Origin of the sequence: Lederbergia citrea, assembly GCF_018343525.1 — a bacterium.
Taxonomy (GTDB): Bacteria; Bacillota; Bacilli; order Bacillales; family Bacillaceae_C; genus Lederbergia; species Lederbergia citrea.
The window spans coordinates 1380469-1394348 of sequence record NZ_JAGYPH010000001.1; the positions used below are offsets into that span (position 1 = coordinate 1380469).

The 13880-nt window shown below is 38.2% G+C and carries 15 protein-coding genes; all 15 read right to left on the minus strand.

Translation table 11 applies throughout. The features are described from left to right. Positions 1-11: 11 nt before the first annotated feature. Positions 12-896, minus strand: a complete 885-nt coding sequence (locus KHA88_RS07140; RefSeq protein WP_213096579.1) for an aspartate carbamoyltransferase catalytic subunit — start codon at positions 894-896, stop codon at positions 12-14. A gap of 148 nt (positions 897-1044) precedes the next feature. Continuing rightward, positions 1045-1587 (minus strand): bifunctional pyr operon transcriptional regulator/uracil phosphoribosyltransferase PyrR, encoded by a 543-nt coding sequence (pyrR, locus tag KHA88_RS07145; RefSeq protein ID WP_283247421.1) that lies wholly within the window; start codon positions 1585-1587, stop codon positions 1045-1047. A gap of 189 nt (positions 1588-1776) precedes the next feature. Then, on the minus strand, positions 1777-2688 hold the full coding sequence (locus tag KHA88_RS07150) for an RluA family pseudouridine synthase (protein ID WP_213096577.1): 912 nt from the start codon (positions 2686-2688) through the stop codon (positions 1777-1779). Then, the gene (gene lspA, locus KHA88_RS07155) at positions 2675-3151 is read right to left on the minus strand and encodes a signal peptidase II (protein ID WP_213096576.1); all 477 of its coding nucleotides are present in this window, start codon (positions 3149-3151) and stop codon (positions 2675-2677) included. The genes KHA88_RS07150 and lspA overlap by 14 nt, the downstream gene beginning before the upstream one ends. 94 nt (positions 3152-3245) lie before the next feature. Beyond that, the gene (gene ileS / locus KHA88_RS07160; RefSeq protein ID WP_213096575.1) at positions 3246-6005 is read right to left on the minus strand and encodes an isoleucine--tRNA ligase; all 2760 of its coding nucleotides are present in this window, start codon (positions 6003-6005) and stop codon (positions 3246-3248) included. Positions 6006-6343: 338 nt separating this feature from the next. After that, complete coding sequence (locus KHA88_RS07165; protein ID WP_213097813.1) at positions 6344-6853, minus strand: DivIVA domain-containing protein; 510 nt, start codon at positions 6851-6853, stop codon at positions 6344-6346. Between the two features lie 89 nt (positions 6854-6942). Next, a complete protein-coding gene (locus KHA88_RS07170) occupies positions 6943-7719 on the minus strand; it encodes a YlmH family RNA-binding protein (RefSeq protein ID WP_213096574.1) in 777 nt (258 codons plus the stop codon). Between the two features lie 32 nt (positions 7720-7751). Continuing rightward, entirely contained in the window at positions 7752-8015 is a 264-nt protein-coding gene (locus KHA88_RS07175) for a YggT family protein (RefSeq protein WP_213096573.1), read from the minus strand. A gap of 5 nt (positions 8016-8020) precedes the next feature. Beyond that, a complete protein-coding gene (locus KHA88_RS07180) occupies positions 8021-8467 on the minus strand; it encodes a cell division protein SepF (protein ID WP_213096572.1) in 447 nt (148 codons plus the stop codon). A 17-nt stretch (positions 8468-8484) separates the two neighbouring features. Further along, on the minus strand, positions 8485-9156 hold the full coding sequence (locus KHA88_RS07185; protein ID WP_213096571.1) for a YggS family pyridoxal phosphate-dependent enzyme: 672 nt from the start codon (positions 9154-9156) through the stop codon (positions 8485-8487). 92 nt (positions 9157-9248) lie between these two features. Further along, complete coding sequence (locus KHA88_RS07190; RefSeq protein ID WP_213096570.1) at positions 9249-9524, minus strand: YlmC/YmxH family sporulation protein; 276 nt, start codon at positions 9522-9524, stop codon at positions 9249-9251. A 136-nt stretch (positions 9525-9660) separates the two neighbouring features. After that, positions 9661-10479, minus strand: a complete 819-nt coding sequence (sigG, locus tag KHA88_RS07195) for an RNA polymerase sporulation sigma factor SigG (protein ID WP_346728954.1) — start codon at positions 10477-10479, stop codon at positions 9661-9663. A gap of 112 nt (positions 10480-10591) precedes the next feature. Beyond that, on the minus strand, positions 10592-11311 hold the full coding sequence (gene sigE / locus KHA88_RS07200) for an RNA polymerase sporulation sigma factor SigE (RefSeq protein WP_213096568.1): 720 nt from the start codon (positions 11309-11311) through the stop codon (positions 10592-10594). Positions 11312-11362: 51 nt separating this feature from the next. Next, positions 11363-12289, minus strand: a complete 927-nt coding sequence (gene spoIIGA / locus KHA88_RS07205; protein WP_213096567.1) for a sigma-E processing peptidase SpoIIGA — start codon at positions 12287-12289, stop codon at positions 11363-11365. Between the two features lie 418 nt (positions 12290-12707). Continuing rightward, complete coding sequence (gene ftsZ / locus KHA88_RS07210; protein WP_213096566.1) at positions 12708-13850, minus strand: cell division protein FtsZ; 1143 nt, start codon at positions 13848-13850, stop codon at positions 12708-12710. Positions 13851-13880 lie beyond the last annotated feature (30 nt).

A 13880-nucleotide genomic window follows, 5' to 3' on the forward strand; every position in this document is an offset into this window, starting at 1 on the left:
TCATATCCTCCTTATTGGTCGAGTAATTTTTTCAATACTGCCATTCTAATAAAAACACCGTTTGCCATTTGTTTAAAAATTCTTGATCTTTCACATTCTACAAGACTATCAGCTATTTCTACATTTCTATTTACAGGTGCTGGATGCATGATAATACTTCTTTCTTTCATCCTTTTTTCTCGTTCAACTGTCAAACCATATTGCCTATGATATTGATTGGTAGTGATCGTTGTCATATTAAGATGTCGTTCATGCTGAATTCGTAACAGCATGACGACATCCGCTTTATTTACAATGTCATCCATCTCATAATAGTTTTCAGATTGTTCGGCATCACCTGCATACCATTCTTGAGGACCTGAGAAAATGACCTCCGCTCCAAACGCAGTTAAGGCCTCTTTATTTGATTTTGCCACTCTGCTATGGCATAAATCCCCAACTATTGCTACTTTTAAGCCGGCGAACGTCCCAAATTCCTGTTTGATTGTGTATAAGTCCAAAAGTGACTGTGTTGGATGTTGTCCACACCCGTCCCCGCCATTAATAATCCGTATATTTACTTGATTAAGTAATTCCTTGTAATAAGCTTCTTCTTCATGACGGATAACCGCAATGTCTACTCCAATTGCTTCCAGTGTTTTAACTGTGTCGTATAAAGTTTCACCTTTTAATAAACTTGATGTACTCGTTTCAAAGGGAATTACATCTAATCCAAGTTTGCGCTCAGCCATTTCGAAACTTACCTTCGTCCTTGTACTCGGTTCGAAGAATAAATTAGCTGCATATGTTTTTTTACCTGGAGACCATTGCTCATCATTTGCGAATGATTCGGCCAACTCTAAAATTTCCATCATTTCAGCAGTTGATAAATCATTCATTGATACAAGATGCTTCATACTTATAGCAGCCTCCCTCAGTTTCAGTGTAATAAAAAACCCTCTTTGTCCATATTTTGACAAAGAGGGTATACTTGTACAGAAGCTTAAAAAGCTTCTATTAGCAGCCTCCCTTTGCCAGCCTCACGGGACTGTTTTTAAAAGGGATTTATTCTGTTTTATAAATACTTACTTGATCATTGTTATCAACTTCGAAAAGTTCAACTACAATCCGTTCCTGACTGGATGTCGGAATATTTTTACCGATAAAGTCTGCACGTATCGGTAATTCGCGATGACCTCTATCAACTAGTACAGCCAGCTGAATGAGCGATGGCCGTCCGATATCAACGAGTGCATCCATCGCCGCTCTTACCGTTCTTCCTGTAAATAGCACATCATCCACGAGTATTACATTTTTATTATTAATATTTACCGGCATATGCGAACCCTTAACTTCGGGCTCAGCATTTTTGGTCTTAATAGAGAGATCGTCGCGATACAAAGTAATATCTAGCTCACCCACTGAAACTGATTGCCCCTCTATTTTTTCTATTCGTTTCGCCAAGCGCTCCGCTAGGTAAATTCCTCTCGTTTTTATACCTACAAGCACACAATCGTCAATACCTTTATTACGTTCAATAATTTCATGTGCAATTCGTGTTAAAGCTCTTTGAATAGCTTTTTCATCAAGTACAGTATTTTTCTGCAACATTCATTTCACCTCATTCAAAAATAAAAACCCTCTCACCAGAAAGGCAAGAGGGTATACGTATCCTACATATAGATAACGATTCGAAAATAAATCATCGTTTCTATTCCGTATCCTTCTCAGCCTCACAGGACTAAATTAAAGGTGCTTATTCAACTACTATCAATATAGTGCCCAATGAACGGTTTGTCAATCTTTATTTCGTAAGGATTTTAATAACTCATCGAAATACGCAGGGAGCGGGGATGAGAATTCCATATATTCATTAAGCCTAGGATGATTAAATCCAAGAATACCAGCATGTAATACTTGTCCATTTGTATTTAATGTTTTACGTGGACCATATTTTGGATCACCTGCAAGTGGATAGCCAATATATTTCATGTGAACACGAATTTGATGTGTCCTGCCTGTTTCTAATATACATTCAACAAATGTGAACTCATCGAATCTCTCCAAGACGTTAAAATGGGTGACAGCCTGTTTCCCGCCTTCAATAACTGTCATGCTTTGACGTTCATCTTTATCTCTACCTATTGGAGCTTCGATTGTTCCATGATCATGTGGTATAACCCCATGGACAAGTGCAAAGTATTTTCGTGTAACTGTTTTTGCAACAAGCTGTTCAACTAGGCGTTCATGAGCCTTATCATTTTTTGCAACCATTAATAAGCCTGATGTGTCTTTATCGATTCTATGAACGATGCCCGGACGCAATATTCCATTGATACCTGACAAGTCTTTACAGTGTGCCATCAGCCCATTAACAAGTGTTCCCGATTGATGTCCAGGTGCTGGATGTACAACCATTCCTTTTGGTTTATTAACGACGATGACGTCTCCATCTTCATAATATACATCTAAATCCATTTGCTCTGCTTCCACATTAAGCAATTCCGGCTCCGGAATAATGATTGAAATCACATCTTGGATATTACATTTATAATTCGCTTTTCCGGACTGACCATTAACCAATACATGGCCGTCTTTGATCCATTGCTGAACTTGTGAGCGTGACCACTCACCATTTAATCCGGTAATTAACTTGTCAAGCCGTTCACCTTTTTCATTTTCAAGAACTTGATGCTCAATTTTGCTCATTTAATTTCTCCTTTTCCTCACGACTTTCTTTCATCATCTGGATAAACATGAGCGCTACTCCTATTGTTAATGCGGAATCCGCTATATTAAAAATCGGGAAATCATAAGTGAAAATATATGTATCAAGAAAATCAACCACTTCTTTTCTAACCAGTCTATCTATAAAGTTACCAATGGCGCCTCCCAATATGAAGCTTAAGCTGATTTGGAAAAGTGGTTTTCCTTTTGCATGCTTTTCCATATAATAAACTATTCCAGCTGCGACGATGATTGTAATAATATAAAATAGCCACATTTGCCCTTCTAATATTCCCCAGGCAGCGCCTTTATTCCGGTGGGAAGTAATATAGAAAATATCATCGATAACCTTAATACTTTCTCCTAGTTCCATATTTCGAACTATAAGCCACTTAGTAAACTGATCCAATCCAATTACAAAAAGAGCAATAATGTAATACCTCATAGCGAATCCCCCGAATCTTAATAAAGTGTCCATTGTGAATTTTAACATATATTAAGGTGAAAAACCTCCCGTTAAACGGAAGGCTTTCATTAAATCAAGAATATTCCCTTACTACTTCTGCACACCGTAGACAAAGTGTCGGATGTTCGCTATCCTTCCCTACTTCAGGAGTGACAACCCAGCATCTCTCGCATGTTTCACCTTCAGCTTTTTCTACGACAATTGCAGCATGATCAAGCTTTAGTGCATGCGCTGGAGCAGTCTCAATTGAACCGGCAACTTCAAAGCCTGAAACAATAAATAATTGCTTCATACTTTCTGACAAGCTATCAAGTAATGCCCTTGTATCATCATTGACATACAATGTTACTTTAGCTGTCAATGATTTACCGATGACTTTTTCATTCCGTGCTTCTTCCAATGCTTTTAACACGTCATCACGAAGTTGTAAAAATGCACTCCATTTTTCCTCAAGTTGTTCAGCATTTTCAAATGTTTGATATGCTGGCATGTCAGTTAGCTGGATGCTTTCTTCCTCAACACCCGGTGTAAACGACCATACTTCATCGGCCGTATGCGGAAGAATAGGCGCAAGTAATTTGGCCAGTGTAATGACACTTTCATACATTACAGTTTGCATTGCTCTACGCTCATAATGGTTTTTAGACTCGATATATAGCACATCTTTCGCAAAATCCATATAGAATGAGCTTAACTCCAATGTACAGAAATTGTTAACAGCGTGATAAATATTTGCAAACTCAAAGTTTTCATATGAACTTTTCACTTCTTTAATCAATCTGTTCAATCTTACAAGCATGAACTGGTCAACTTCTCTTAGCTTTTCATATTGAATCGCATCTTGTTCAGGAGTAAAATCGGCCAAGTTGCCAAGCAGGAAGCGAAAAGTATTTCGGATTTTCCGATAAACTTCACTTACTTGCTTCAAGATTGCATCCGATACACGGACATCTGCCTGATAGTCAACAGATGCCACCCATAGCCGGATAATTTCAGCTCCTAGCTGATTTGTAACCTTACTTGGAACAATGACGTTTCCAAGTGATTTACTCATCTTTCTACCTTCGCCATCTAGGACAAACCCGTGGCTTAAAACACCTTTATATGGTGCTTTACCTGTAACGGCAACAGCCGTAGTTAATGAAGAGTTAAACCAACCGCGATATTGATCAGATCCTTCCAAATACAAATCAGCAGGTCGTTGTAAATCTTCACGCTCTAAAAGCACACCTTGATGCGAAGATCCAGAGTCAAACCAAACATCCATAATATCAGTTTCTTTAGTAAAGACACCGTTCGGACTGCCTGGATGTTCGAAGCCTTCAGGTAGTAGCTCAGAAGCTTCTTTCTCGAACCAAATATTTGACCCATGCTCTCGGAAAAGGCTTGATACATGTGCAATTGTCTCATCTGTAATAATTGGCTCGCCATCTTCTGCATAAAATACAGGAATTGGCACTCCCCACACACGCTGCCTTGAAATGCACCAGTCACCGCGGTCTCTCACCATATTGAAAAGCCTTGTTTCTCCCCAATTTGGAACCCATTTTACTTCCTTGACCGCTTCTAAAAGCTCAGAACGAAAATCTTTGATTGAAGCAAACCATTGGGAAGTTGCCCGGAAAATTACGGGTTTCTTTGTTCGCCAATCATGTGGATACGAGTGGGTAATAAATTCAAGTTTCAGTAATGCACCTGTCTCTTCCAATTTCTCAGTAATTGGCTTGTTCGCAGCATCATAAAACAATCCTTCAAATCCTGGTGCTTCCGCTGTCATATGTCCCCGATCATCAACAGGACAAAGAACATCTAAATCATATTTCTGGCCAACGTGGAAATCGTCTTCCCCATGTCCGGGCGCCGTATGGACACAGCCAGTACCGGAGTCAACCGTGACGTGTTCCCCTAAAACAACAAGGGAATTACGCTCATAAAACGGATGCTTCGCAACAATTTTTTCTAACTCCGCACCCTTAATTGTTTGTACTGTCTCTACCTCTTCCCAGCCCAGAACTGTTTTAACTTCTTCAAGTAATGATTCTGCTACTACATATTTTTTTCCTTGAGCTGTAACAACAGAATAATTCAAATCAGGGTGGACAGCAATGGCAAGGTTTGCTGGAATAGTCCATGGAGTTGTCGTCCAAATAATAAACTTTGTACCAGCATCTAAAACTCCTTTACCATCAACTGTGTCAAATGCAACATAAATAGATGGAGAACGTTTATCTTTATATTCAATTTCAGCCTCCGCAAGTGCAGATTCACTAGAAGGCGACCAATAAACTGGCTTTTTCCCTTTATAAATATAGCCTTTTTTCGCCATCTCACCGAAAACTTGAATTTGCTGCGCTTCGTACTCCGGCTTCAATGTAATATAAGGATTTTCCCAATCGCCTCTTACACCAAGTCGTTTAAATTCTGTCCGTTGATTATCAATTTGCTCATATGCATATTTAGCGCATAGTTCTCTAAACTCAGCTACGGTCATTTCTTTACGTTTAACACCTTTATTAGCAAGCGCTTGTTCAATCGGAAGTCCGTGTGTATCCCATCCAGGAACGTACGGTGCACAATAGCCACTCATTGATTTATAACGAACAATAAAATCCTTTAATGTTTTATTCAGTGCATGGCCCATATGAAGATCACCATTTGCATATGGAGGACCATCATGCAAAATAAAAAGCGGCTTTCCTTTTGTATGTTCTTGTACTTTTCGATAAATATCCTGTTCTTCCCAGCGAGCTTGAATTTCCGGTTCTTTTTTCGGTAAATTCCCTCGCATTGGAAATTCTGTTTTTGGCATTAATAATGTATCTTTGTAATCCATAACGTCTTCCTCCTTTTTGATTAAAAAAAATAACCTTCTCATCCCCAAAAAAGGGACGAGAAGGTTATATTCCCGCGGTACCACCCACATAGGCAACTCCAAAAATGGCTCATTGCCCGCTCAGTTCCGTATCGTGGATAGGCCGCTATCATCTACTTACAACTAGCTTTCGAGTCAAGAACTCAAGGGTGATCTTCCATTTCTCACCTATTCCAGGCTTTCACCTTTCCTGGATCGCTGAATATTTAATAGGCATATGAGAAGTGTACTGTCCCCGTCATCATTTAATTATTTAAAATATATTCCATTATATGTGAGTGCTTATTACTTCGTCAAGACTACTCTTCAACTTCATGGAGAGCTTTTAGCTCTGTTGTATCCACTTCATAGTCCATTAAGTGGTCCCAATCATCATTACTAATCAGATCTAATTGCGCCTCAATCAACATTTTAAACCTTGTTCTAAACACTTTGGATTGCTTCTTCAAATCTTCAATTTCCATCGCAATTTTTCTTGCCTTAGATAATGACTCATTAACAATTCTGTCAGCATTTTTTTCTGCTTCCCTAATAATGAGCTTCGCTTCCTTTTGGGCATTTCCTCTTACTTCTTCAGCTGCCTCTTGTGCTACAACAATAGATTTGTGCAGTGTATCCTCAATTGTACTGAAATGTCCTAGACGCTCATTCTGCGAAGTCAATTTGTCTTCCAGTTCTTTTTTCTCACGGATTAATAACTCAAAGTCTTTAATTACCTGATCAAGGAACTCATTAACTTCATCTTCATCATAACCACGGAATCCTCTGCTGAATTCTTTATTATGTATATCAACTGGCGTTAACGGCATCATGCCACCTCCACTGCTCATCTTTCTATTAACCATATTATACAGAATTTCGACTGGTAATGGCGCGATTCTGTAAATTTTTTAAAATTTTATTTCAAAATACCTAATTTAATTCGTAATTTGTCTTTTTTAGTCTTACCTTGAATTTCTAATAAATTGCATCTACCTAGCCCCCTTGCGGAAAGTACATCACCTTCAGCACAGTCAAAGGAGGGGCGCTCCACTATTTCCCAATTTACTTTTACATGGCCTTGTTGGACGAGATTCTGTGCTTTTTGCCTTGAAATATTATAGGCAGCAGCTAAAATAACATCAAGACGTAAAGAACTAGCCGTTGTCTCAATTTCTCTTAATTTTTCATCTGAGAATACAGCCTCAGTTATCTTTTGTTTATTAATAGAAACCTTTGCCTTTCCAATTTGATTCAATTCAAGAGTGACAAAATCTGCAACTTCTTTTGCCATAAAAAATTGAATTCTGTCACCGCTAATAATAATATCACCAAATTTTTCCCTTTTTAATCCTAAGGACATGATTGATCCAAGGACCATTCGATGGTCAAGTTGAATAAATTTTTTCGGATAATGAATTTCATAAAGTCCTAGTCGAAAATCATCGGTTTCGGGTTGAAAGTATTCAGGGAAAATTAGAGCCCTTTTCCGTTCGCAACGATCTGTCCCCCCAAAAAACTTACAACTTATGTTCCCTTGATCGCCAATAATCGAACTAAGTATAAATTGCTGACGTGGATCTAAAAAGTCGGTTAACTTATCCGCGTATGCATCTTCTACGTATTGCCGCCAGCCTGTCACTTGATCGATAAATTCTTTTTCTTCCGGCCGAAAATGCTGATAGATGACAGACATTTAATTCAACTCCATAAAAACCAATAATACTTTTACCCAATCCAATGTGATATTTGATACAAACCATTCGTTGCCAGCCTCAAAACGAAAAAGGCGACTATTGGTGAAATGTCAATCATTCCAAGCGGCGGAACAATTCTTCGAAATGGTTCAAGATATGGTTCGCAAATTCGTGCTAAAAATTGGCCAATGGCGGATTCCCTTGCATTCGGAAACCAACCCATTAAAATGTAAATAATGAGCGCCCATGTGTAATAAGTAATAAATGTTGCAATGATGCTTACAATCATATTCATCCTGCTTATGTCCACCTCGTATCATGATAATCGTTTTCTTCCATCAATTCCGATATATTACCGGATACTTCCACGTTATCCGGCGTGCATAAAAATATATCTCTCCCGACACGTTGGATGTCCCCACCAATTGAATAAACCGCTCCACTTAAAAAATCAACAATCCTAACAGCCTGGTCATGCTGAATTCTTTGTAAATTTACTAATACAGCGCGGCGATTGACTAAATGGTCAGCAACCTCTTGTGCTTCCGCATACACCCTAGGTTCAATCAAAATCACTTTCGAAGATTTTTGCACACTTTGTAGGCTGACTACATTTTGTTTGCGGTTTACTGCTGGAGCCATTTCCTGATCCGCTGATGATTCCTTTACCATCTTTTCTTCCTCTTCATACTCATCATACTCATCTTCGAGTAGAAAAAAATTTTTAAACTTCGATTTAATACCCATAATGTTACCTCCTTTAATTATTCTCCAACAAGGGCAGTTCCAATACGAACGAATGTAGCCCCTTCCTCTATGGCAATCATATAATCATTTGACATGCCCATTGATAATTCTTTACATGGAGCATGGTGCAAGCTTAAGTTTTCGACTTCTGTTTGTAGGTCTTTTAAACGTCTAAAACAGTTACGCAGTATATTTTCTTCATTTGTATTCGGAGCCATTGTCATTAAGCCCACTACGAGAATGTGCGGATATTCCTTAAGCTCATTGATAAATTTTATCGCTTCATCTGGTTTAAGACCCTGCTTAGATTCCTCACCAGAAGTATTTATTTGAACAAAACATTTTATTTGCCTATTTGCTCGCTTATTAATCTCTTTTGCTAAAGAATGCCTGTCCAACGAGTGGATATATGTAACCTTATCAATGATATTTTTCACTTTACGTGTTTGAAGATTGCCAATAAAATGCCATACTGGCCTGTCTCCCAATCTATCCCATTTGGCAGCCAGGCCCTCATCCCTATTCTCGCCAAAATGTATGATACCAGCATCTAGTGCTTCTAATGCTCGTTCTTCGGAAACATATTTTGTCACAGCAATTACGGTCACTTCTTCAGGACTTCTAGCTGACCTGTTGCATGCTGAGACAATATTACTTTTAACTAGAGAAAATTTTTGCTCCACCTTCATGAATCAAAACTCCTATTATAAGTTTGTCAAATTTACGGGAAAAGATATTTTCTCTAGTGTACCATAAAAGACTGTTGTCGGATAATGAAATATCATTCTTTCGGAACGCCGAGCTGCTGTTGGACATATTGGTGCGCATTATGCCTGACAAGAATAACGTCCGTGCCTATTTTCACAATTTGATTCCAAGGAATAATGATTTCTTCTTCTTTGCCAAAAAAGCCAAGTAGCTTTCCTGAATATCCAATAATAATTGTCTCAATTTTGCCTGTTTCAAGATTGATTTCAATATCTCCAATGTTTCCTAACTTTTTACCATCAGAAATATTAACTACATCTTTAATTTGAAATTCCGAAATTCTAACCATTGTTTATTCCTCACCTTCTTTGCATACTATTCTTACTAACTATATGTATGCAAGGTAGGCCTCTTTTACAATGATAAGAAGTTTAAAATTTAAGAGCTCGATTCCTTGCAAGTAACTATTGCAAGGAATCAAGCTCTTATTGAATATTTTTATTCATTTGTTTAATAGCAGCTTTTTCAAGTCTTGAAACTTGAGCTTGAGAAATTCCGATTTCTTCAGCAACTTCCATTTGTGTTTTTCCTTGAAAGAATCGTTTGCGAATAATCATTTTTTCTCTGTCATTTAATCTCTGCAATCCATCTTGCAGTGCGATTTCTTCGATCCATTGCGTGTCACGGGTTTTCTCATCACTCAATTGATCCATAACAAAGATTGGGTCTCCACCATCATTATATATAGGTTCAAACAAAGATACAGGATCTTGAATTGCATCAAGAGCAAATACTACTTCTTCATGGGGAATGTCTAGTTCCTTTGCGATTTCCTCTGCAGTAGGTTCACGTGAAGTTTTCGCCATCAAACGTTCACGGACATGCAATGCTTTATAAGCTATATCCCGCAGTGATCTTGAAACACGGATTGGGTTATTATCTCTTAAGTAGCGTCTAATTTCGCCAATGATCATAGGTACCGCATATGTTGAAAAACGAACATTTTGGCTTAAGTCAAAATTATCGATGGATTTCATTAATCCAATACATCCTACCTGGAATAAGTCATCGACATATTCTCCCCTATTGTTAAAACGCTGTATAACACTCAAAACAAGTCTTAAATTTCCATTTACTAATTTTTCTCTTGCCATTAGATCCCCTTGATGCATTTGCCTTAAAAGTTCCCGCATTTCTTCATTTTTTAGGACAGGGAGCTTAGAAGTATCGACACCGCATATTTCCACTTTATTTCGCTTCAAGTTTTTCCCTCCTTGCAGGAGCTGCTGTACAAAATTAAGTATCTCCGCAGAGGGAAAATCTATGCATTTCGTTTTTCTTTATATGGCTTTCAATTATGAGATATTATATGGAACATCAGGCTTTTAGCACTATTTTTGTTTATTAAATATTTTTTCAAACCATTTTATTAAATTCTTTTCTCAATCTTTTGATAATGCGTTTTTCCAGTCGAGAAATATAAGATTGGGAAATTCCAAGCATATCAGCTACATCCTTTTGGGTTTTTTCTTCACCGCCAGTAAGGCCAAATCTAAGCTCCATTATCTGCTTCTCGCGATCGGATAATTTTCGCAGTGCAGTAGACAATAGTTTCTTGTCGACGTTTGCTTCAAGATTTTTTGTAATAATATCATCATCTGTTCCAAGGACATCAGAAAGCAATAACTCATTTCCATCCCAATCGATGTTTAATGGTTCATCAAAGGAGACTTCAGATCTTGTTTTATTATTCCTTCGTAAATACATAAGAATTTCATTTTCAATACATCGCGACGCATATGTAGCAAGCTTAATTTTTTTCTCCGGATTAAACGTATTCACTGCTTTTATTAATCCAATTGTTCCGATGCTAATTAAATCTTCAATATTGATGCCAGTATTTTCAAATTTTCTAGCAATGTATACAACAAGTCGTAAGTTTCTTTCGATTAAAATCGACCTGGCCGTTTTATCACCATTAGGCAGTTTATTTAAGAGAATTTCTTCTTCATCTTTAGAAAGGGGTGGAGGTAAAGCTTCGCTGCCACCAATATAAAAAATTTCATCCGATTTTAAACCAATTTTCATTAGGAACCGATACCAATAATAACGTATTTGCAGCCATATTTTCTTCATAACAATTTCCTCCCTCCAAAATAGTTATCCCTTTCCACGAAAGTTTCATTTTTAAGATGCCGATTGAGTAATGCTTCCGGATGCCATATGAGGGTGGATAATACAATGAAAGCTCCCATCACTTGATAAGATTTGATCTGTAAATACAACAAAAGCTTTTTTTTCATTTTCCTTCCCATTCCCGTCTCGTAAAGCGATAAAATCTGGTTTAAAAGCACAGAGAAGTTGATTATTACGCCCTAGAGTTTTAGCTGGTATGAGCCGCAAAGCACTGCTCCACTTTGACGGGAGCGCTGCAACTACTTCGTAAGTATCATTTTTATCCTCTGTCAATAATAAAACTTCTTTTGGGAGCAAGTCTTTTATCGTGTGTACAGAAACAATCATGACAGGTGTTTTGGAAATGGGATCATATAATTGATTACCACTATCAATGAGTCCTTTTAACTGGAAAACGGATCCGTTTATTTTAATGGTAACATCAGTAAGTACTTCATATTGGATATTAGAGATTGTAATGCCATCGATTCTTCGTTTAGAAAAATGCCAGGCAACGGGGAATGCACCTATTAAAAAAAGCCAACTGATAGGATCTCCATATCCACGGACACTTTCCAGTAATACTGTAGATCTTAGTTCCAAATCAAAGGTGAGAAAATAATGCGTGCCAAGTAATATCCCGCCCATTAGAAATGTCGCAAAATAAAAAGTAAATAAACCTGAAAAAAAGTATGAGAGCTTCTTAAATCCAAAGGCTGTTAAAACCATGCCAATTGAAATTATTGCTTTGGCCAGAGGTTGTGATGCAATTGTAGAGTAAGGAGTGACTGCAAGTATGATAAGAAGTGAACCTAAAAAACCTCCAAGAAACAATCTGATAGGATGGGTGGATCTTTTCAAATAGATAGACGTCGTCCATAATAAGAGGCTGTCCACAAGTAGGTTCAAGAGCCAGATAATATCCAAGTATACAACCAAGCAAACCTCCCCCTATTATCAAATTCGCCTTGGCGTATTTGCGCCCAGATTTTTACCTTAGCTTGCTCGATAAATTCCTCTAAAAAATCTAAAGGCTCGCCGGAGGCTCTAACTTTATTCAGCCTGGGGTTGAACCCCCATTGAATTGGATATCTGTTTCGTCATCTGACCACTTATCGAAATAGGAAGCTTTTGCTGAATAAAGTTAAAATTACGCAGCCTATGCCAATTCCTTATTATTTAGAAGTATAGTCCACAAGCTCTTTAGATTGTGTCAGTTTCTGTAATGGAAAATATAGAAGTTTTCACCATTTAATTCGAAGTTTGTCTAATCTAAGCGATATAAAAAAAAGCGCAAGCTAGACAACAAAAAGAAGCTGTCCCAGATGATGCGTTGGGACAGCTTCTAAATAAATGATTATCTTCTTCTATTCCTATTTCTAAGGAATGTAGGAATATCCAGTGTGTCATCAACAGATTGATTACTGCGTGTATGTTCCTCTTCTCTTTTTTGCTCCCGCTGAACATGATGAACCGGTTGACTATTTGGCTTAGCTTGGCCAAAATTCGGTCTTTGTTGTTGTGGCTGTTTAGGCTGCACCGATGCTAATTCGTTAAAGCCAGTTGCAATAACCGTTACAATAATTTCGTCTTTTAGATTTTCGTTAATGACAGATCCGAAAATCATATTTACTTCTTGATCAGAAGCGGATGCAACAATATCTGCCGCCTCTTGAACTTCATATAAACTCAAGTTTGTTCCGCCTGATATATTCATCAATACCCCTTGGGCTCCATCGATGGAAGTTTCAAGCAATGGGGAAGAAATAGCTTTTTTAGCTGCTTCAGCTGCGCGGTTTTCGCCAGTAGCAACACCAATACCCATTAAAGCGGACCCTTTGTTCGTCATGATTGTTTTCACGTCTGCAAAATCAAGGTTAATGAGTCCTGGAACAGCGATCAACTCAGATATCCCTTGAACACCTTGGCGTAGTACATTATCCGCTTCACGGAAAGCTTCCAGCATCGGTGTGCTCTTGTCTACAATTTCAAGTAGACGGTCATTAGGAATTACGATCAATGTATCGACCGCTTCCTTCATTGCATCGATGCCGACACCTGCTTGATTAGCACGCTTACGGCCTTCGAATGTAAACGGCCTTGTCACAATACCAACTGTCAATGCTCCCAAATCTTTTGCAATTTGAGCGATAACAGGAGCAGCACCTGTTCCTGTTCCTCCACCCATTCCAGCAGTAACGAACACCATATCAGCGCCTCTTAGTGCTTCTTCAATCTGTTCTTTACTTTCCTCAGCTGCCTTTTTCCCGACTTCAGGATTTGCTCCCGCTCCTAGTCCTCTTGTCAGTTTTGCACCAATTTGCATTTTGATTTCTGCTTTTGATAGATTCAGTGCTTGTGCATCTGTATTTACAGCAATAAATTCTACTCCTTGTACATCGTGCTCAATCATCCGGTTTACAGCGTTATTACCGCCTCCACCGACACCTATTACCTTAATCGTTGCTAATGAATCCAAATTTGTATCGAAATCCAACATGGCAAGTCCTCCTAATTTGTTTACTAACTG

Excerpts from the sequence above, each read along its gene's own strand:
- sigE (WP_213096568.1), bottom strand. The coding sequence starts at position 11,311 with ATGAAGAAAATATGGCTGCAAATACGTTATTATTGGTATCGGTTCCTA.
- KHA88_RS07175 (WP_213096573.1), bottom strand. The coding sequence starts at position 8,015 with ATGAATATGATTGTAAGCATCATTGCAACATTTATTACTTATTACACA.
- KHA88_RS07140 (WP_213096579.1), bottom strand. The coding sequence starts at position 896 with ATGAAGCATCTTGTATCAATGAATGATTTATCAACTGCTGAAATGATG.
- lspA (WP_213096576.1), bottom strand. The coding sequence starts at position 3,151 with ATGAGGTATTACATTATTGCTCTTTTTGTAATTGGATTGGATCAGTTT.
- KHA88_RS07150 (WP_213096577.1), bottom strand. The coding sequence starts at position 2,688 with ATGAGCAAAATTGAGCATCAAGTTCTTGAAAATGAAAAAGGTGAACGG.
- ileS (WP_213096575.1), bottom strand. The coding sequence starts at position 6,005 with ATGGATTACAAAGATACATTATTAATGCCAAAAACAGAATTTCCAATG.
- KHA88_RS07185 (WP_213096571.1), bottom strand. The coding sequence starts at position 9,156 with ATGAAGGTGGAGCAAAAATTTTCTCTAGTTAAAAGTAATATTGTCTCA.
- KHA88_RS07180 (WP_213096572.1), bottom strand. The coding sequence starts at position 8,467 with ATGGGTATTAAATCGAAGTTTAAAAATTTTTTTCTACTCGAAGATGAG.
- ftsZ (WP_213096566.1), bottom strand. The coding sequence starts at position 13,850 with ATGTTGGATTTCGATACAAATTTGGATTCATTAGCAACGATTAAGGTA.
- KHA88_RS07170 (WP_213096574.1), bottom strand. The coding sequence starts at position 7,719 with ATGTCTGTCATCTATCAGCATTTTCGGCCGGAAGAAAAAGAATTTATC.
- KHA88_RS07165 (WP_213097813.1), bottom strand. The coding sequence starts at position 6,853 with ATGCCGTTAACGCCAGTTGATATACATAATAAAGAATTCAGCAGAGGA.
- KHA88_RS07190 (WP_213096570.1), bottom strand. The coding sequence starts at position 9,524 with ATGGTTAGAATTTCGGAATTTCAAATTAAAGATGTAGTTAATATTTCT.